Annotated in this window: 23 protein-coding genes and 1 tRNA gene; 10 read left to right on the top strand and 14 right to left on the bottom strand. The window is 52.8% G+C overall.

Annotated elements, in window-relative coordinates; genetic code table 11:
* Positions 1-469: ATP-binding cassette domain-containing protein (locus ACQY6F_RS15060; protein ID WP_428775530.1), on the top strand; the 469-nt coding region annotated here is incomplete at its 5' end.
* A gap of 66 nt (positions 470-535) precedes the next feature.
* On the opposite strand, the gene yjgA is transcribed toward ACQY6F_RS15060, so the two are convergent.
* Positions 536-1063 carry a ribosome biogenesis factor YjgA gene (gene yjgA, locus ACQY6F_RS15055; RefSeq protein WP_428775528.1) on the bottom strand — a complete coding sequence of 176 codons (528 nt, stop codon included), beginning with the start codon at positions 1061-1063 and terminating at the stop codon, positions 536-538.
* Positions 1064-1173: 110 nt separating this feature from the next.
* Between yjgA and pmbA the strand changes: the two genes are divergently transcribed.
* Complete coding sequence (gene pmbA / locus ACQY6F_RS15050; protein ID WP_428775526.1) at positions 1174-2517, top strand: metalloprotease PmbA; 1344 nt, start codon at positions 1174-1176, stop codon at positions 2515-2517.
* Between the two features lie 94 nt (positions 2518-2611).
* Here the strand turns inward: pmbA and mgtE are convergent, their stop codons facing one another.
* The 12 genes from mgtE to ACQY6F_RS14990 form a co-directional block, all read right to left on the bottom strand.
* A complete protein-coding gene (gene mgtE, locus ACQY6F_RS15045; RefSeq protein ID WP_428775525.1) occupies positions 2612-3967 on the bottom strand; it encodes a magnesium transporter in 1356 nt (451 codons plus the stop codon).
* 132 nt (positions 3968-4099) lie between these two features.
* Positions 4100-4378: an HPr family phosphocarrier protein gene (locus ACQY6F_RS15040; RefSeq protein ID WP_428775524.1), complete on the bottom strand. Its 279-nt coding sequence runs from the start codon at positions 4376-4378 to the stop codon at positions 4100-4102.
* Positions 4379-4386: 8 nt separating this feature from the next.
* Entirely contained in the window at positions 4387-5250 is an 864-nt protein-coding gene (gene rapZ, locus ACQY6F_RS15035; RefSeq protein ID WP_428775522.1) for an RNase adapter RapZ, read from the bottom strand.
* Between the two features lie 10 nt (positions 5251-5260).
* A complete protein-coding gene (gene ptsN / locus ACQY6F_RS15030; RefSeq protein ID WP_428775521.1) occupies positions 5261-5710 on the bottom strand; it encodes a PTS IIA-like nitrogen regulatory protein PtsN in 450 nt (149 codons plus the stop codon).
* A gap of 2 nt (positions 5711-5712) precedes the next feature.
* Positions 5713-6000, bottom strand: a complete 288-nt coding sequence (gene hpf / locus ACQY6F_RS15025; protein WP_428775520.1) for a ribosome hibernation promoting factor — start codon at positions 5998-6000, stop codon at positions 5713-5715.
* 24 nt (positions 6001-6024) lie between these two features.
* The gene (locus ACQY6F_RS15020; protein ID WP_428775518.1) at positions 6025-7491 is read right to left on the bottom strand and encodes an RNA polymerase factor sigma-54; all 1467 of its coding nucleotides are present in this window, start codon (positions 7489-7491) and stop codon (positions 6025-6027) included.
* 51 nt (positions 7492-7542) lie between these two features.
* Entirely contained in the window at positions 7543-8268 is a 726-nt protein-coding gene (gene lptB, locus ACQY6F_RS15015; RefSeq protein ID WP_428775516.1) for an LPS export ABC transporter ATP-binding protein, read from the bottom strand.
* 2 nt (positions 8269-8270) lie between these two features.
* The gene (lptA, locus tag ACQY6F_RS15010; protein WP_428775515.1) at positions 8271-8768 is read right to left on the bottom strand and encodes a lipopolysaccharide transport periplasmic protein LptA; all 498 of its coding nucleotides are present in this window, start codon (positions 8766-8768) and stop codon (positions 8271-8273) included.
* The gene (lptC, locus tag ACQY6F_RS15005; protein WP_428775514.1) at positions 8749-9312 is read right to left on the bottom strand and encodes an LPS export ABC transporter periplasmic protein LptC; all 564 of its coding nucleotides are present in this window, start codon (positions 9310-9312) and stop codon (positions 8749-8751) included. The genes lptA and lptC overlap by 20 nt, the downstream gene beginning before the upstream one ends.
* On the bottom strand, positions 9309-9866 hold the full coding sequence (gene kdsC, locus ACQY6F_RS15000; RefSeq protein ID WP_428775513.1) for a 3-deoxy-manno-octulosonate-8-phosphatase KdsC: 558 nt from the start codon (positions 9864-9866) through the stop codon (positions 9309-9311). The genes lptC and kdsC overlap by 4 nt, the downstream gene beginning before the upstream one ends.
* Positions 9866-10825: a KpsF/GutQ family sugar-phosphate isomerase gene (locus ACQY6F_RS14995; RefSeq protein WP_428775512.1), complete on the bottom strand. Its 960-nt coding sequence runs from the start codon at positions 10823-10825 to the stop codon at positions 9866-9868. The genes kdsC and ACQY6F_RS14995 overlap by 1 nt, the downstream gene beginning before the upstream one ends.
* 33 nt (positions 10826-10858) lie before the next feature.
* Positions 10859-11824, bottom strand: a complete 966-nt coding sequence (locus ACQY6F_RS14990; protein WP_428775510.1) for a calcium/sodium antiporter — start codon at positions 11822-11824, stop codon at positions 10859-10861.
* 252 nt (positions 11825-12076) lie between these two features.
* On the opposite strand from ACQY6F_RS14990, the gene mlaF reads away from it, so the two are divergent.
* From mlaF to ACQY6F_RS14950, 8 genes are all read left to right on the top strand, one after another.
* Entirely contained in the window at positions 12077-12871 is a 795-nt protein-coding gene (mlaF, locus tag ACQY6F_RS14985; RefSeq protein WP_428775508.1) for a phospholipid ABC transporter ATP-binding protein MlaF, read from the top strand.
* Positions 12872-12873: 2 nt separating this feature from the next.
* Positions 12874-13662, top strand: coding sequence for a lipid asymmetry maintenance ABC transporter permease subunit MlaE (gene mlaE, locus ACQY6F_RS14980; RefSeq protein ID WP_428775506.1), 789 nt, complete (start codon positions 12874-12876; stop codon positions 13660-13662).
* A gap of 2 nt (positions 13663-13664) precedes the next feature.
* Positions 13665-14168 carry an outer membrane lipid asymmetry maintenance protein MlaD gene (mlaD, locus tag ACQY6F_RS14975; protein ID WP_428775505.1) on the top strand — a complete coding sequence of 168 codons (504 nt, stop codon included), beginning with the start codon at positions 13665-13667 and terminating at the stop codon, positions 14166-14168.
* Between the two features lie 5 nt (positions 14169-14173).
* Positions 14174-14815: a phospholipid-binding protein MlaC gene (gene mlaC, locus ACQY6F_RS14970; protein WP_428775504.1), complete on the top strand. Its 642-nt coding sequence runs from the start codon at positions 14174-14176 to the stop codon at positions 14813-14815.
* The gene (locus ACQY6F_RS14965) at positions 14815-15123 is read left to right on the top strand and encodes an STAS domain-containing protein (protein WP_428775503.1); all 309 of its coding nucleotides are present in this window, start codon (positions 14815-14817) and stop codon (positions 15121-15123) included. The genes mlaC and ACQY6F_RS14965 overlap by 1 nt, the downstream gene beginning before the upstream one ends.
* Positions 15124-15136: 13 nt before the next feature.
* The gene (ibaG, locus tag ACQY6F_RS14960; RefSeq protein ID WP_428775501.1) at positions 15137-15391 is read left to right on the top strand and encodes a BolA family iron metabolism protein IbaG; all 255 of its coding nucleotides are present in this window, start codon (positions 15137-15139) and stop codon (positions 15389-15391) included.
* A gap of 9 nt (positions 15392-15400) precedes the next feature.
* Positions 15401-16666, top strand: coding sequence for a UDP-N-acetylglucosamine 1-carboxyvinyltransferase (gene murA / locus ACQY6F_RS14955; RefSeq protein ID WP_428775500.1), 1266 nt, complete (start codon positions 15401-15403; stop codon positions 16664-16666).
* Positions 16667-16776: 110 nt separating this feature from the next.
* Entirely contained in the window at positions 16777-17517 is a 741-nt protein-coding gene (locus ACQY6F_RS14950) for a 1-acylglycerol-3-phosphate O-acyltransferase (protein ID WP_428775498.1), read from the top strand.
* Between the two features lie 335 nt (positions 17518-17852).
* Here the strand turns inward: ACQY6F_RS14950 and ACQY6F_RS14945 are convergent.
* Positions 17853-17928, bottom strand: a tRNA-Asn gene (locus ACQY6F_RS14945).
* Position 17929 lies beyond the last annotated feature (1 nt).

Genomic DNA, 17929 nt, shown 5'->3' with positions numbered 1-17929 from the left:
CTACGCGCTGTATCCGCACATGACGGTGCGCGACAACATCGGGTTCGCACTCACGATGTCGAAGACGCCGAAGGCCGAGATCAAGCAGCGCACCGAGGCCGCCGCCGAGCTGCTCGGTCTCACGGAGTACCTCGACCGTCTGCCCAAGGCGTTGTCCGGTGGCCAGCGTCAGCGGGTGGCCCTGGCGCGCTGTTTTGTCCAGTCGCACCCTATCTGGCTGTTGGATGAGCCGTTTTCTGCCCTGGACCCACTGCTGCGCGAAGAGATGCTGCAACTGGTAAAAAGACTGGCCGCAGAACGCAATATCACCCTGCTGATGGTGACTCACCACCTGAGCGATGCCAAAGCGATCGCCAGTGATTTTGCCTTTATGCGCCAGGGGCGTATCGAAGTGACCGGACCCATCCGCGAGCTGACGGCTCAACATTGCTGTCCGGCGCTGGCGCAGTTTGTCGCCGCCGGTCAATAGCCGGATTGGCGGATCAAAAAAGCCCGATAAGATCGGGCTTTGGTATTAATTGCTGGCCTGGCCGGGTTAAAACTCTTCGTCGTTAAGCTCTTTCAGGATCTGGAAGATTTCCCGATAGGCTTTGGCCGGTTTGTTGGCCTGCTTTTCCTTGTTGGCCTGACGGGCCAGCTGACGCAGTCGCTGCCGGTCTGCCTGCGGATAGAGTTCCATCACTTCAACAATCGCAGCATCGCCTTCTTCCACCACACGATCACGTAGATTCTCCAGCTTGTGCAGTACCGCAGTTGCTTGCGAGTGTTTATTGCGAATCTTGTCCAGCGCCGCCTGAATGGGCTCCGGGTCTTCGTTGCGCATCAGTTTACCGATGAACTGCAACTGACGACGACGGGCTTCGTTCTTAAAGCGCTGAGCGTCTTTGATTGCTGCGAACAACTCATCGCTAAGCGGGAATTTTTCCAGTACCGCAGGCTTTAAGTTGACCAGCTCTTCACCGAGCTTTTGCAGCTCTTCCATATCGCGTTTCATTTCAGACTTGCTGACCCAGATGATCTCTTCTTCCGGTTCCCAGGGCGCTTTCTGATTTTTACGAGCCATTGTTTTACCTTAATTACTAGCTGTTCTGCTTCTATTTTAACAACAATCATGGGGAGAAAGCGAAAATCTTGTTATCCTATGAAAAACACCACTGACAAGTACGATTAGATATGGATGTAATACAGCAAGTTGCCGAGCAACGTACCGAGCTAGAAGCGGCGGTTGCACGGGCATTGGAGTTGGCCTCAGCTCAATCGGACGCGGCTGAAGTCGCGATCACCAAATCGACCGGCCTGAGTGTGTCCACTCGAATGTGCGAAGTCGAGAACGTGGAATTCAACAGTGACGGCGCGCTCGGTATCACCGTTTATCGCGGCCAGCGTAAAGGCAGCGCCTCGACGTCAGACCTGAGCGAGAAAGCCATTGCGCAGACCGTTGCCGCCGCGCTGGATATCGCCCAGTACACTTCGCCAGATCCTTGCGCCGGCCCGGCACCGAAAGAGCTGATGGTGCAGGAGATCAAAGATCTTGACCTGTTCCATCCTGATACGCCAGACCCGGATCGCGCGGCGCAGATCGCCATCGCCGCGGAACATACCGCGCTGCAGTACAGCGACAAGATCAAGCAGAGCGACGGTGCCAGCTACGACAGCCACTACGGCGTTAAGGTGTATGGTAACAGCCACGGTCTGCTGGCCAGCTATGCCTCCAGTCGCCACAGCACCAGCTGCTGCGTGATCGGCGTCAGCGACAACGGTGATATGGAGCGTGATTACAGCTATACCGTTGCCCGCCACTGCGATGATCTGTGGGCCCCGGAGCGGGTCGGTGAGCTGGCGGCGCAAAAAACCGTCCAGCGCCTGGATGCGCGCCAGCTGAAAACCGGCCAGTACCCGGTGATGTTTGCCGCGGATGTGGCCACCGGCCTGATCGGCCACCTGGTAATGGCCATCAGTGGTGGCAATCTCTACCGCAAAGCCTCCTTTATGCTCGATAAACTGGGCAGCTCAATTCTACCATCATGGTTCAACATTTCTGAGCGGCCACATGTGCTGCGCGGTCTGGCATCCAGCCCGTTTGATAGCGAAGGGGTGCGCACCGAGGATCGTCAGATCATTACCGATGGTGTGCTGTCGACTTACCTGCTGACCAGCTATGCGGCACGCAAGATGCAGATGACCCCGACCGGCCATGCCGGCGGAATTCACAACTGGTTTGTTGCTGCCACCGGCGGCGACTTTGACGCCATGCTTAAGCAACTGGGTACCGGCTTACTGGTAACTGAAGTGATGGGTCAGGGTGTCAATACCGTCACCGGTGATTACTCGCGTGGCGCGGCCGGTTTCTGGGTCGAAAATGGTCAGATTCAGTATCCGGTTTCCGGCATTACCATCGCGGGTAACCTGGCAGACATGTACCAGCGCATTGTGGCGGTGGGCAGCGACGTGGAAACCCGCTCGCAGATCCAGACCGGTTCGATTCTGCTTGAAGCGATGAAAGTCGCCGGTGAATAACGCGCACTGAACATGCCGCGAGACAATCACCGCGCAAAAAAAAAGCTTGGCCGGATGCCAAGCTTTTTTTGTCTCATACCGCTGGTCAGAGAGACTAAATGACCAGCGTGGCCAGGCCGAGGAACACCGACAGACCGACCACGTCGGTAACTGTGGTTAACGCCATACCGCCGGCCAATGCCGGGTCAATGTTCATTTTCTTCAGCAGGATAGGGATGGTTACCCCGGAAATGCCGGCGACCAGCAGGTTGGTCATCATGGCAGCAGAGATAATGCCGCCGAGCATCCAGTTATCTTTCCACACCACCACAATACCGCCGATGATCAGCGCCCACATCATGCCGTTGAGAAAGCCGATCGCCGCCTCTTTCATCAGCAGCTCACGTTTGTTTGAGTCACCGATATGGCCCAGAGCCAGGCCGCGGATCACCAGAGCGACGGTCTGGTTACCGGCCACCCCACCCATGGAGGGGACGATGGTCATCAGGACCGCGATCGCCGCCATCTGATCCAGTGTGGCTTCGAACATGTTCGATACCGATGCGGCAGCCAGGGCTGCCAGAACATTGGCACCGAGCCAGATACTGCGTTTACGGGCCGATTTGAATACCGGTGCGAAGGTATCTTCTTCATCGGTCATACCGGCCAGGCTCATCATCGAGTGCTCGGCGTCTTCACGGATCACATCCACTACGTCATCGATGGTGACCCGGCCGACCAGGTGCTGATGCTCATCGATGACCGGAGCCGATACCCAGTTACGCCGTTCGAACAGGCTGGCAACGTCGCTGGCACTCATGGTGACTTCCAGCGCTTCGTCGGCATCTTCCATGACATCGGAGACCGGCACATCCGGCTGGGTAGTGATCAGGGTAGTGAGCAGCAGGTGGCCAATTAATTTGTTTGACTCGTCAACCACATACAGCGCATCGGTGGTTTCCGGTAATTCGCCTTTCATACGCAGGTAACGCAACACCACGTCGACGTCGACGTCGCCGCGAATGGTGATCACGTCGGTATTCATGATCCCGCCGGCGCTGTCTTCCGGATAGGACAGGGCGGTTTCTATCCGCAGCCGCTCGGCGGCGTCCATCTGGGCGAGAACTTCACGGGAGACGTCGTCAGGCAGGCTACGCAGTACGTAGGCGACGTCATCGGTGTCCATCCCTTCGGTGACTTCGGCCAGGGTCTCGGGTGCCATTTTGGACACCAGCGAGTCCTTAACGTCCTCACTCAGTTCATCAAGGATATCACCGTAATCTTCGGGGTCAGTCAGTTGCCACAGCACTTCACGGCTTTTTCTCGGCGCCGCTTCGAGTAGCGGTGCGATATCTTCAGGTTCCATATCCTGAAGCTGGCGACGAACATGGACAAAGCGACCGTTCTCCAGTGCTTCGGTCACTTCTTGGAGGGCCTGGTGAGCTTGGTCGAATTCTATTTGCTCTGCCATCACTTCCTCCTCACTCTCTATACTGACAATGCGTGAATAGTAGCGTAAATCTGGCTCTTATTTAATAAGTTATTGTGACTGGTAGAAATAAAATTGTACTACCGGGTAAAAAGTAACCCGGCAGGCAGAGGACTATTCGCCTTCGTCAAATTTATCTTCGATCAGCAGGCAGACGGCATCCAGAGCCGGGCTGGCATCACTGCCCTCGGCGTTGATGGTGACGTGCTCTCCCTGGGCAGACTCAAGCATCAGCAACCCCATCACACTGTCGGCGGTCGCCTGCTTACCTTCATGATTTTCTATGGTCAGTACCACATCAAAGGATTGAGCCAGCTCCACCAGCTTGACGGCGGCGCGGGCGTGCAGGCCAAGGCGATTCTGTATCAGTACGGTACGGCTCAGTTGTGCCATGGAGGTTCCTATTGTTTTGAGTCCAGGGTGGTGTGGTGGATTTGGACCTGATGGCCCAGACTGGCGAAGTATTCACCCAATTGTTGCGTGATGTAGACGGACCGGTGCTTACCACCGGTACAGCCGATCGCCACGGTCAGATAGCTGCGGTTATTCTGCTCCAGCAGCGGTAACCAGCGCTGGATAAAATGCTGAATGTCGTGCTTCAGTTCAATCACTTCCGGATGGCTTTCCAGGAAGGATTTGATCGGTGCATCCAGTCCGGTCATCGGTCTCAGCTCGGGTTGCCAGTGCGGATTGGGTAAAAAGCGCACATCGAACACATAGTCGGCATCGGACGGCAGACCATATTTAAAGCCGAATGACTGAAATACCATGATCAGCTGCTTTTGCGGTTGGCCCTGGATGGTGCGGCGCACCTCTTCACTCAGCTCATGCAGCGATTTGTTGCTGCTGTCGAGCACCAGATCACTGATCTGCTCCAGCGGCTGCAGCAGGGTGTGCTCGCGCTCGATCGCCTGAGCCAGCGACAGCGTTTCATGAGTAAGGGACAACGGATGGACCCGGCGGGTTTCACTGTAGCGTTTCAGCAGCGTACTGGTACTGGCGTGCAAAAACAGGATTTGTACATCGATATCGCCGCTGGCTTTGATCGCTTCCAGTGGCTCGGTGAGTTGCGCGACGGTACTGGGCAGGTTGCGGATATCGATACTGACGGCAACGTTCTGCTTGCTGCTTTTAATCGAGCGCAGAAACGCGTCGAGCAAATTTACCGGCAGGTTATCGACACAATAGTAGCCGAGATCTTCCAGTACCCTGAGGGTGACACTTTTACCGGCTCCAGACTGTCCGCTGACAACGACTAAACGCATGACGGGTAACCTATTTCTGGCTGACCATGATGTCGTACAGCTCCTGATCTGATTGAGCGTTGCGCAGCTGTTTTAACGTCTGTTTATCGTTCAGTCTCTCGGCCATACTGGCTAGGGTTTTCAGGTGTTCTTTGCACTGCTCCTCTGGTACCAACAGGGCAAATAACAGATCCACCGGACGATTGTCGATGGAGTCGAATTCGATCGGTTGCTCACACTGTAAAAGAACGGCGACCGCTTTGTCGCTGGTGGTCATACGGGCATGAGGAATGGCGATGCCGTTGCCGATGCCGGTACTGCCCATTTTTTCCCGGCTGAGCATGCTTTCAAACAGCTCTGTAGAGTTTTGTCCGGTATGTTGGGCGACGATCTCGCTGATCATTTCCAGCGCGCGCTTTTTGCTAGAGCACTGGACTGCGCTCTTGGTGCAGTCCAGTGAAAGTACTTCGCTTAATTGCATGGTTAATGGCTACTTAGCTTTTCTTTGTGCTTGTTAAGTTGTCTGACTAATTTATCTACCAGAGAATCGATGGCAGCATACATGTTTTCATCGTCGGAAGAGGCGTGTATTTCGCCATGGTTGACGTGGAGCGTGGCCTCTGCCACCTGGCGCAGCTTTTCAACTTTCAACACCACATGCACGTTATTGATGTGGTCGAAAAAGCGCTCCAGTTTTAGGAATTTGTTTTCAACATAGTCTTGCATTGAATCGGTTAGATCAACGTGGTGGCCATTTATATTGATTTGCATAGACTTTCCTTCTCGGTTGGGGCCTTACAACAGGCGTTTTCGCTGACTTGAAGGGGCAATTCCCAAGGATTCTCGGTACTTGGCTATCGTCCTTCTGGCGACTTGGATCCCTTGGTCAGCCAGTAGCGCTGCAATCTTGCTGTCACTGAGTGGTTTGGCAGGGTTTTCAGCTGCCACCAGTTTCTTGATCAGTGCGCGTATCGCAGTTGATGAACATTCTCCTCCGTTGTCAGTACTGACATGACTAGAGAAAAAGTATTTCAATTCAAAAATGCCGCGGGGCGTATGCATAAATTTCTGGGTAGTCACTCGAGAGATAGTCGACTCGTGCATATCTACCGCCAGCGCCACATCATTGAGGACCATCGGCTTCATGGCCTCTTCTCCATACTCGAAGAAATCTCGCTGATGTTCAACAATGCACCTTGCAACTTTGAGGAGCGTCTCGTTTCTGCTTTCAAGGCTCTTAATCAACCACTTTGCCTCTTGCAAGTTGCTGCGGATGTATTGACTGTCGGCACTGTTGCCTTTGCCCAGACTGGCGTACTGCTGGTTCACTTTCAGTCTGGGTACGCTGTCAGGGTTAATGGTGACCACCCATTTGCCGTGATCTTTAAATACCGACACGTCCGGGATGACGTACTCGGCGTGATCGGCGGTGATCCGACTGCCGGGACGCGGGTCGAGCTGCTGGATCAGTTTCAGCACTTCGCGCAGGTCAGCCTCTTTTAACTTGGTCTCTTTGATGATCAGCTTGTAGTCCCGGTTGCCGAGCTGATCGATATGGTCTGACAGCACCGTTTTGGCTTCTGCCAGCCAGGGAGTATCTTCCGGGAATGTAGCCAGCTGCAGCAGCAGACAGTCCTGCAGGTTTAGCGACGCGACACCGAGCGGGTCAAATTGCTGAATGCGTTTGCGTACCGCTTCGATCTCATCCAGTTCGATCTCTTCGTTGTCAAAACTTTCCAGGATATCTTCAGAGGAGACGGTCAGGTAGCCGTAATCGTCGACCGCATCGATAATCGCCAGGGCGATGGTGCGGTCAACTTCGCTGAACGGGGTGAGATCGAGTTGCCAAATCAGGTAATCTTGTAACGATTCGGTGGTCTCGCCCTGATAGATGGGGGCGTCGTCATCCAGGGCAATGCCGGTACTGCCGGTGTTGGCGCTGTACACGTCTTCCCAGGTGGTATCGATTTCCAGTTCAGAACTGAGGTCGGATTTTTCAATCATGTCAGAGCTGTCTTTGACCTCGGGTTCGCTCAGTTCAGCAGACGCAGTCTTGTCTTCGCCGTTACTGAGTTCTCGTTCCTCATTGTTGGCCACATCTTCGTTACCATCTTCGACGTCCAGCAACGGATTGGAATCCAACGCTTCCTGGATTTCTTGCTGCAGGTCTAGAGTCGAAAGTTGCAATAGGCGAATAGCCTGCTGCAACTGAGGTGTCATGGCTAACTGCTGTCCTAGCTTGAGTTGTAATGAGGGTTTCATTCAGTATTACTTACCTTATTGATACGAGAATCTTACCGTTCTTTCTTTTAATCATAGACGGAATTGTTCACCGAGATAAACTTGTTTTACCTGCTCATTATTGAGGACTTGCTCTGGTGTCCCTTCTGCAATCAGGTGTCCTTGGCTGACGATATAGGCTTTTTCACAGACATCAAGTGTTTCACGGACGTTATGGTCGGTGATTAACACGCCCAAGCCTCGGTCACGCAAATGTTCGATGATCTTTTTGATGTCGATGACCGAAATCGGGTCTACACCGGCAAAGGGTTCGTCCAACAGAATGAACTGCGGGTTGGCGGCCAGTGCCCGGGCGATTTCGACCCGGCGACGCTCACCACCCGATAATGACATACCATCACTGTGGCGAATGTGGTGGATATGGAATTCTTCCAATAAATCTTCCAGTTTGTCCTGACGCTCTTCGCGGGTCATCTCTTCGCGAGTCTCCAGTACCGCCATGATGTTGTCTTCCACCGACAGTTTACGGAAGATAGAGGCTTCCTGGGGCAGGTAACCTATCCCCATGCGTGACCGGCTGTGCATCGGCAGGATGCTGATGTCCTGATCATCAATGGTGATTTTACCCTGATCGCGTGCCACCAGGCCGACGATCATGTAAAACGAAGTGGTTTTACCGGCGCCGTTGGGGCCGAGCAGTCCGACGATCTGGCCCGACTGCACCTGCAGGCTGACGTCCGATACCACTTTACGATTTTTATAGCTCTTGGCTAAATGCTCTGCTTTTAGGATGGCCATATTTATTTCTGTACTGCCTGAGGCTGAAGAACCGTCGATACCCGATCGCCGCTTTGCTTGCCGTCAGCAATCAGTTTTTGCGACGAGATCTGGTAGCGTATTTTGCTGCCGCGAATTTCACTGCCGTCCTGCGAAAGCATCGCCTGGTCGGTCATGGTCAACTGATCCTCGACCATCTTGTAGTGCAGGTGTTTGGCTTCGCCGTATAAGGTTTTGCCATCGTCGGTGAGCTGGGAGAAAGTGGCCAGGTCACCGTAGGCTTCAATCCCTTCAATCGCGCCGTTTTTAGCATTGCGCGTGACGATAATTTCATCGGCGTTGATATTGATGCTGCCTTGTTTCAACTGCACGTCACCGGTGAAAGTGACTTGGTTGCTCTGCATGTCCAGTTGCTGGGTGTCTGAGTCAATATAGACCGGCTGATCTTTGTCAGTGGATAGCGCCATTGCCTGGCTGGATAACACTAAACACGCAATCAGACTAAGGTGTGAGCGTTTCATATCTACCTTGTACATGGTTATAGAGGACCGCGGTATTCTCGGCAAAATTGCCTTTCATCGCTTGTCCTACCGTTTCAAATTGTTGTCCTACCAGGGTCACCTGAGTATCGGCCCAAAAATCCCGGTTATCGAGCTGAATGCTGATGGAGTCAGTCGATAGGGTGTCAAACCCGGAATCCGGCAGTAAGTTTTTGGCCGTGACATTGGTCGTCAGTGTTAACACGTTATTATCATCCAGCACGCCTGTTTCAGCGGTGATTTGCCACTCCAGCTGGTCCCCCTCGCGAAAGACCTTTAATACCGGTCGGGTGAATTTTGTATCACCACTTTTAGCATAGTGATCGAGGTGCTCGGAAGTAATAGCGTAACTCCGCAGCCCCTTGTCCGTATAAGAGGTATTCTGTAACTGGCTACCACTGAAAATCGGCAATTCGGTATCTGGCTCAACCTGCTGGTCGAATCCGCTGTCTCGGTCGTACAGATAATACGCCGACCAAGAACCGATGAATATCAGTAAAATGTAACCAAAACGGGACAGACTCATATACTTAAGCCTTTATGTGCTTCTAACTCACCGCGAGCCTGCAGTATTAAATCACACACTTCACGGACCGCACCATGCCCGCCACGGATCTGGGTAACGTAATTGGCCCGTTGTCTGAGCAGCGGATGACCATCGGCCACACAAACTTGCAGCGCGACCTGTTCCATTACTGGCCAGTCTATCAGATCATCCCCTATGTATCCGGTTTGTTCAGGGCTGATATTAAGTTTATGGCAGATATCCTGATAGGCGCGTACTTTGTCATCCTGGCCTTGATAAATCAGGGAGATACCCAGTGCTTTCATCCGGTTTTCGACAATTTGAGACTGTCGGCCGGTAATAATGGCGATTTCAATCCCGGCATTCATCAGCGATTTCACGCCATAGCCGTCGCGGGTGTGAAACGTTTTTAACTCTTCTCCCTGATTGCCCATATAGATCAGGCCATCGGAAAATACCCCGTCGACGTCGCAGATCAGCAGTTTGACCTGTTTGGCAATGGCGATAAGTTCGCTGCTTACCGGTCCATACAGAGTGTCGATTGTCTGGCTCATTACATCACTCCGGCTTTAAGTAAATCGTGCATATTCAGCGCACCGACCAGGCGTCCTTCATGGCATAACATCAGGCCGTTGATGCTTTTTTCCTGCATCAGATTCAGTCCTTCAACGGCCAGCATACTTGGTTCTGCCACCGTTGGGTGAGTAGTCATGACGCTGCCGATGTCTGTGCTGTGAATATCAATACGTTTGTCGAGGATGCGGCGCAGATCGCCATCGGTAAAGATACCGACCAGCAGTTCGTCTTTCACCACTGCGGTCATCCCCAGCCCTTTCTGGCTTATCTCCAGCAAGGCGTCGCGGATCAGGGTATCGGGCGATACGACCGGTAGTGCATCTCCGCTGTGCATGATGTCTGACAGGCGCAGCAGCAGTTTGCGTCCCAGTGCGCCACCGGGGTGGGAGAGGGCAAAATCTTCAGCGGTGAATCCGCGTGCTTGCAACAAGGCAACCGCCAGCGCATCGCCCATGACCAGTGTCGCCGTGGTGCTGGAAGTTGGAGCCAGCCCGAGCGGACAGGCCTCTTCCGGCACGGTGATCTGCAGATGGATATCAGACAGCTTGGCCATGTTGGAGTTCGGTTGGCCGGTCATGCTGATAATACCAATATTGAGCCGTTTCAGTACCGGAAACAGCGACAGGATTTCAGAAGACTCACCGGAGTTGGAGATCGCCAGTACGATGTCGCCCGGCTCTATCATACCCAGGTCGCCGTGCGCCGCTTCACCCGGGTGAACAAAAAAAGCGGAAGTGCCGGTACTGGCCAGGGTCGCCGCGATCTTATTGCCGATGTGGCCGGATTTACCCATACCCATCACCACAACTTTGCCCTGGTTAGATAAAATCATCTCACAGGCCTGGCAGAAGTCTTGGTTAAAATACTGGTCGAGCTGTTGCAGGGCTGCGACTTCCACTGACAATACGTTTAAAGCCGCACTACGGTAATCAAACATAGATAGTCTCTTGTTGTTGTCCGCCAACACTGGTCAGGCGGCCATGTTCATAAACAGATAGCTTTGGTAGGCGATAAAGCAGCCGAACAGGATAAAGCCTTCCATACGATTGATACTGCGTGATTTGCCCAGCGCCATCACGACCAGTAGCAACGACAGGCCGAGCATGACCCAGAAGTCACGATCCATGGCATACTCACTGATCAAAGAAGGATTAAGAATGCCGGGGATGCCCATTACCGCCAGAATATTAAACACGTTTGAGCCGATGATATTGCCGACTGCCATGTCGTCTTCGCCTTTCAGCACTCCGGCCAGCGAGGCGGCCAGTTCGGGTAAACTGGTACCGACGGCGATGATGGTCAGGCCGATTACCAGGTCGCTCATGCCAAAGTACTTAGCGATAACCACCGCACTGTCGACCAGGATATCAGCGGCGATCGGTAACAGAATAAGACCAATCACTACCCAGAGTGCCGCTTTACCGCTGCTGACCCCTTCTGGGATTTCGGACTCCTGATCGTCCAGCATGGCATCACCACGCTGTTTTTCGCGTCGGCTGATATGCAGCATGGTGAGAATAAATAGCGCAAACAATACGAACAGCAAAATACCTTCGCTGTAGCCAAGGTGATTATCACTCAGTATGTAACCGGCCAGCAGCGTCACCATGATCATCAGTGGCAGTTCACGTCTCAGTACACCTGAACTGATGGATAACGGTTTGATCAACGCGGTTATCCCCAAGATCAACGCGATATTGGCGATATTAGACCCTAATACGTTACCCACTGCGGTATTCGATTTGCCTTCCAGTGCCGCGGTAGCAGAAACCATCATTTCAGGCGCCGAAGAGCCCATGGCCAGTATAGTCATACCGATCACCAGCGGAGAAATTCCAACGTTGCGGGCCAGGGCAGCGGCGCCAAAAACCAGCTTATCCGCACTCCAAACCAATAAAACTAGACCTACGACAAGCAAGGCAACGGCTTCAAACATGGTGATTCCTAATTGGTGAACAACTGAATGGTTTAACCGCTAATTTTGACGGTTTGCTGTGTAAAATGGAAGCTGAACATCAAAGAAATTGTGCTCAGGTCATTGCAGGGGAGTTGGTGACGGGTGTCAGTTTGCTTGAAAAGATAGGCAGTTAGGCTATCGAATTAATTGTACAGTGCTTTTAATTGTTCCCTATAGTGCTTATGATTGCTTTTTCGTATCAGTAGCCAACGGATTGCTCTCGAGGTAGGCATGGCAGCAGCAGATCTAGTCACGATTAATCATCTCTCCTTTAATCGGGGGGAGCGCACCATTTTTGATGACGTCAGCCTGCACGTTCCCAAAGGCAAAATTACCGCCATCATGGGCCCGTCGGGGATCGGTAAAACCACTTTATTACGTTTGATTGCCGGTCAGATAGCGCCGGAACAAGGGGAAATCTGGTTTGATGGCGTCAATATTCCCACTCTGAACCGTAAGCAGCTTTACGCAGTAAGAAAGAAGATGAGTATGTTATTCCAGTCAGGTGCGCTGTTCACTGACCTGTCGGTGTACGACAATGTGGCGTTTCCACTGCGTGAACATACCCAGTTGGATGAAAGCCTGATCCGCACCCTGGTGCTACTTAAACTCGAAGCGGTCGGACTTCGTGGCGCAGCCCAGTTGATGCCAAGTGAACTGTCCGGCGGGATGGCGCGCCGGGCGGCGTTGGCCAGATCGATTGCTCTCGACCCGGAACTGATCATGTATGATGAACCGTTTGCCGGTCAGGATCCGATTACTATGGGGGTGCTGGTGGAACTGATCAGTAAACTGAATTCCGCCCTGGGGCTGACATCGGTGGTGGTGTCTCACGACGTGCCGGAAGTGATGTCGATTGCCGATTGGGTCTACCTGCTGGCCGATAATAAAGTGATCGCCAGTGGCACACCGGAGCAGTTGCGCCAGAATCAGGATGACCGGGTACAACAGTTTTTGCAGGGTAATGCTGATGGGCCGGTACCGTTCCGCTATCCGGCGCAGAGCCTGGAAGAGGATCTATTTTAAACATGGCTTCGATAACAAATTCGATTGCGGCTGTGGGCCGCCGCTGGCTGGATATCTCGGCGTCATTTGGCCGTGCCAGCCTGATGCTGTTTGGTGCGCTGACGGCCAGACCTCAGCCGATCAAAAACTTTCCGCTGCTGATCAAGCAACTTTATAGTGTTGGGGTGCAGTCACTGGCGATCATCGTATTGTCAGGGCTGTTTATCGGCATGGTGCTCAGCCTGCAAGGCTATGTGATTTTAGTCGACTTTGGCGCCGAAGGGGCGCTGGGACAAATGGTCGCACTGTCACTGTTGCGTGAACTGGGCCCGGTGGTAACTGCGCTGCTGTTTGCTGGTCGGGCAGGGTCGGCGCTGACCGCAGAGATTGGCCTGATGAAAGCAACAGAACAGTTATCCAGCCTGGAGATGATGGCGGTGGATCCGCTGAAACGCATCATCGCACCACGTCTGTGGGCGGGGCTTATCTCTATGCCGCTGCTGGCGATGATCTTTATGGCGGTGGGGATTTATGGTGGCCAGTTGGTTGGGGTTGACTGGAAAGGCATCGACCACGGCAGCTTCTGGTCAGCGATGCAGGCGTCGGTGGAGCTGGGGCAGGATATAGGCAACAGCCTGATCAAGAGCCTGGTTTTCGCCGTGACTATTACCTGGATTGCGCTGTTTAACGGTTATGACTCGGTGCCCACTTCTGAGGGGATCAGCCAGGCGACAACACGTACCGTCGTGCATTCGTCTCTGGCGGTTCTTGGGCTAGACTTCGTACTAACTGCATTGATGTTTGGGAATTGATCATGCAACAAACAAGAAAATTAGAATTATGGGTTGGCAGCTTCGTTTTAGCGGGAATTTGCGCCGTTTTGGTAATGATTTTTCAAGTTGCTGACGTTAAGGGGCTGGGAAGCAATGATACTTACGTAATCAATGCAGAGTTTGACAATATCGGTAGCCTGAAAGTCCGTTCACCGGTCAAAGTGGGCGGGGTAGTGATCGGCCGGGTCAGTAACATCACCCTGGATCCGGAATCGCTGCTGCCGATCGTCTCGATGTCGATCAACAGTCAGTACGATCAGTTTCCTGACACTTCCAGTGTCCAGATCCTGACTTCTGGTCTGATCGGTGAGCAGTATATCGGTTTGACGCCGGGCTTCATCTTTGAAGATGAACAGATGCTGGTCGATGGCGACTACATTGAAGATACCAAGTCGGCGCTGGTCCTGGAGGACTTGATTGGTCAGGTGCTGTACAGCATGGGTAACCCGAAAGATAGCAGTCCGAAAGAGAGTAGTGAGGAGTGATCTCGATGGTGAAAAAAGGCCTTTTTGTCCTGTTGGGATGGTTATGCGCCATCTCGATTAGCACGGCAGCCACAATCGATAAAACCCAGCCTTATCAGATGATGAAGCTGGTGTCTGAACAGACCTTTACCAGGCTGAAAGCAGAACAGGACAAGATCAAGCAGAATCCCGATTACCTCAAGACGGTTGTCGAAGAAGAACTGCTGGATTATGTCAATGTGCAGTATGCGGCGCTGAAGCTGCTAGGGCCGAACCTGAAAGGGGCCAAACGCGCCGACGTGATGACCTTTATTGACGCGTTTCGCGGCTACTTGGTGCGCTCTTATGCCCAGGTACTGACTCAGTATACCGATCAGGTGATCGAATTTGGCCCTGAGATACCGGTGGATGAAGATCGCCGTATTACCACGGTTAAAGTCGACATCATTGATTCGCCGAGGCCCAATATCAAACTGGAATTCAAGCTCAGACGCGAGAAAGACACTGGCGAGTGGCTGGCGTTTGATATGGTCGCGGAAGGTGTCTCTATGCTGTCCAGCAAGCAGTCTGAGTGGAGCGGTAAATTGCGTAAAGACGGCATTCTGGCGGTGGCCAAAGATCTCGAAGAGCAGGCCAAACGGCCGATTGCGCTGGAGAGCAACCAATAATGGCACACGCACAATGGCAGCAGCCTAGCGAAGACAAAATCATACTGCTTGGCGCGCTCGATCGGGATACGGTTCCCGAATTGTGGCCGCTGGCCCAGCAGTGGAAACCGGCCGCTGAGCAGGTTGAAGTCGCGCTGGATAAAGTCGGCCGGGTAGATTCTGCCGGGATGGTGATGTTAATTCACTTAATAGAGCATGCAAAAAAGCAAAACTGTCATATAATGCTCAGTTTCGTGCCAGAGCAGCTGAGTACTTTGTTTCAGCTAAGTAACGTGTCACAGATATTAGCGAAACACATTAAGCGTTAAGCAGGGGTAAATTGTGGAAAGTACACAAGTACAACAGATTTTAGAACAGGCACTCACTCTGGAAGAAGTGCATGTTAAAGGCGAAGGCAGCCATTTTGAAGTCATCGCGGTAGATGCCAGTTTTGAAGGTATGAGCCGGGTGAAGAAACAACAACTGATTTATGCCCCATTGATGGAGTACATTCAACGCAATGACATCCACGCGGTATCAATCAAAGCGTACACGCCCGAAGAGTGGGCCCGCGATAAAAAACTGATGTCGCTGTAAGGTTTTTGAATGGAAAAGTTTCGAGTTGTTGGATCGAACCAACCGCTGGTTGGTGAAGTAACGATCTCTGGCGCCAAAAACGCCGCACTACCAATTTTATTTGCTTCTATTCTGGCAGAGCAGCCGGTAGAAGTAGCCAATGTGCCGCACTTGCGTGACATTGACACCACGATGGAACTGCTGAAACGCCTGGGGGCAAAAGTGACCCGCAACGGTTCAGTCCATGTCGACCCAAGCAGTATCAACGAATACTGCGCGCCCTATGATCTGGTTAAAACCATGCGTGCATCTATCTGGGCTCTGGGCCCGCTAGTGGCCCGCTTTGGTCAGGGCCAGGTCTCACTGCCAGGCGGTTGCGCTATCGGTGCCCGTCCGGTAGACCTGCATATCCATGGTCTGGAGCAGTTAGGCGCGACGATTACCCTGGAAGACGGTTACGTGAAAGCACACGTAGACGGTCGTCTCAAAGGGGCGCATATCGTGATGGACAAAGTCAGCGTTGGTGCCACCATCACCATTATGTGTGCGGCGACACTGGCAGAAGGTAAAACGGTACTCGACAATGCGGCCCGCGAGCCAGAAATTGTCGATACCGCGAATTTCCTCAATGAATTAGGCGCCAAAATCAGTGGTGCCGGCAGCGATACGATTACCATTGAAGGTGTCGAGCGCCTCGGCGGTGGTCGACACCAGGTGGTGGCTGACCGGATTGAAACCGGTACGTTTCTGGTCGCAGCGGCGGTATCAGGCGGTAAAGTCACCTGCCGTAATACCAACGCCCACCTGCTGGAAGCGGTACTGGCTAAACTGGAAGAAGCCGGTGCTAAGGTTGAAACGGGTGATGACTGGATCAGCCTGGATATGACCGACAGAGAGCTGAAAGCGGTCACGATACGCACCGCACCGCATCCGGGCTTCCCAACCGATATGCAGGCGCAGTTTACGCTGTTGAATATGATGGCCAAAGGCAGTGGCGTGATTACCGAAACGATTTTTGAAAACCGTTTTATGCATGTACCGGAACTGCTGCGGATGGGCGCTAAAGCCGAGATCGAAGGCAACACCGTTATCTGTGGTGATACTGACCATCTCAGCGCTGCTCAGGTAATGGCGACAGACCTGCGCGCATCGGCCAGCCTGGTGATTGCCGGCTGCATCGCGCAAGGCGAAACGGTGGTTGACCGTATTTACCATATCGACCGCGGTTACGAGAAAATCGAAGATAAGCTCACGGCATTGGGCGCAAATATTGAGCGTTTTCGCGAGTCGGGTTAGAATGAGCGCACGGATGTAAGCCGAAACTCTGGTTTCGGTTTTTTTTCAGTTGTAAATGAGGTGAGCGGTAGGAATGTTTTTGCTTCCCTGCTCCCCGGAGAACAGATTTCATGATTGCACTTTTACGTGTAGTGGCGGTTGCTGTATGGGCAGTTGTCATGTTTGTGTTTGGTTGCGGCTACTGCTTGTTAAGCCCGCGCAACCCAAAACATGTCTTTACCTTTGGCCGCTATTTTGCCGCTTTGTCTAAACTGTTTGGTATTAAGCTGGAGCTGCGTATTCCAGAAGATGCCTATCAGCGCGGCCAGCACATTTATATCGCCAACCACCAGAATAACTGGGACATGTTTACCGTGTCGGCGGCGGTGACGCCTAAAGTGGTCACGGTAGGTAAAAAGAGCCTGGCGTGGTTCCCTCTGTTTGGTCAGCTGTACTGGCTGACAGGCAATATTCTGATCGACCGGGCTAACCGCTCGAAAGCCAAAGGCACGATTGACCAGGTGGTGAACAGCATTAAACAGAGCGATGTGTCGATCTGGATGTTCCCGGAAGGTACCCGTTCCCGTGGCCGCGGTCTATTACCGTTTAAGACTGGTGCCTTTCATGCGGCGATAGGTGCCGGTGTGCCGATTATTCCTATTGTCTGTAGCTCAACTGACGGCCTGAAACTGAATCGCTGGAACAACGGCCATGTGATCGTTGAAATGTTGCCGCCTATTTCCACCGAAGGCTACCGCAAAGAAGACGTGCGTAAGCTGTCCAACCTGTGCCATGAGCAGATGAAGGCTAAGCTGGATTCGCTCAACAGTGAAGTGGCCATGCTTAACCAGCAGCAAGGCGTGAAAGCCTGATAGCCTGACTATCGACTCAGACAAAGCCAGTGACCTGTTCACTGGCTTTTTTGATCCTACCCATGGCAAGAAGTGGCTTTTGGCGTCTAAACGGCGTGACAGGCTCTGCAGCCTATGGGGAAGAAGTGAGAGTGCTGACTGGTTAGCCAGCTTACTAGATTGGGGCGTTTAGAACGAAAAAAGCCAAGTCTAACGACGGGGACGCCTAGGTCTGGCTTTTTGAAAAATGGCTCAACTCGCCGTCCGCCCCCTGCGAGATTCGAAACTGAGTTGAAACAAAACCAAAATCAGTAGATACGAAAAAGCCTCATCGGGTGATGAGGCTTTCTCTAATATGGCTCCCCCTGCGGGACTCGAACCTGCGACATACGGATTAACAGTCCGCCGTTCTACCAACTGAACTAAGGGGGAA

It is taken from the genome of Vibrio sp., from assembly GCF_050299255.1.
Classification (GTDB): domain Bacteria; phylum Pseudomonadota; class Gammaproteobacteria; order Enterobacterales; family Vibrionaceae; genus Vibrio.
Note: the sequence above shows the minus strand (reverse complement) of the source record. Positions and strands in the feature narration are given on the sequence as shown.